The organism is Streptomyces sp. CB02980, assembly GCF_014451325.2.
Taxonomy (GTDB): Bacteria; Actinomycetota; Actinomycetes; order Streptomycetales; family Streptomycetaceae; genus Streptomyces.
On sequence record NZ_JACSCH020000072.1, the window covers coordinates 1 to 679 of the forward strand.

Genomic DNA, 679 nt, shown 5'->3' on the forward strand with positions numbered 1-679 from the left:
TGGCGGCGACCTGCCCGGAGCCGCGCAGTTCGGGGTCGGTGGTACGGGCGAGTTCCCGGTAGTACGTGAGATGGCGCCGCTCGGTCGCGGCCCGCTCCCCGGACTCCTCCAGACGCTCCCCCGCATACTCCGCCACCGTCTCGAGCAGCCGGAACCGCATCCCCTCCCCGTCCCGGCCCGGCCCCGCCACCACCAGCGACTTGTCGACCAGAGCACCCAACAGGTCCAGCACGTCCGGAGTCCCGCCGTCCGCGCACACCGCCTCCGCCGCCGCCAGATCCGCACCCCCCGTGAACACCGCGAGCCGCCGCAGCACCACCCGCTCCGGCTCCTCCAACAGATCCCACGACCAGTCCACCACCGCCCGCAACGTCTGCTGCCGCGGCAACACCGTCCGCGCCCCCGACGTCAGCAACCGGAACCGGTCGTCCAACCGCTCCGCGATCTGACGCACCGACAACAAACGCAACCGCGCCGCCGCCAACTCGATCGCCAACGGCAGACCGTCAAGACGCCGGCACACCTCCTCCGCCGCCCCCCGGTCCTCCGCCACCACGAACCCCGCACGCGCCGCCGCACCCCGCTCACCCAACAGCCGCAACGCCATCCCCACCGGCAACGGACCCAACGGCCGCACCATCTCCCCCGGCACCCCCAACGGCTCCCGGCTCGTCGCGAG

General features: G+C 73.3%; 1 pseudogene. It reads right to left on the reverse strand.

Going from position 1 to position 679, the window contains the following annotated elements:
• A pseudogene (locus E0F75_RS39805) lies at positions 1 to 679 on the reverse strand (AfsR family transcriptional regulator); the annotation flags it as partial.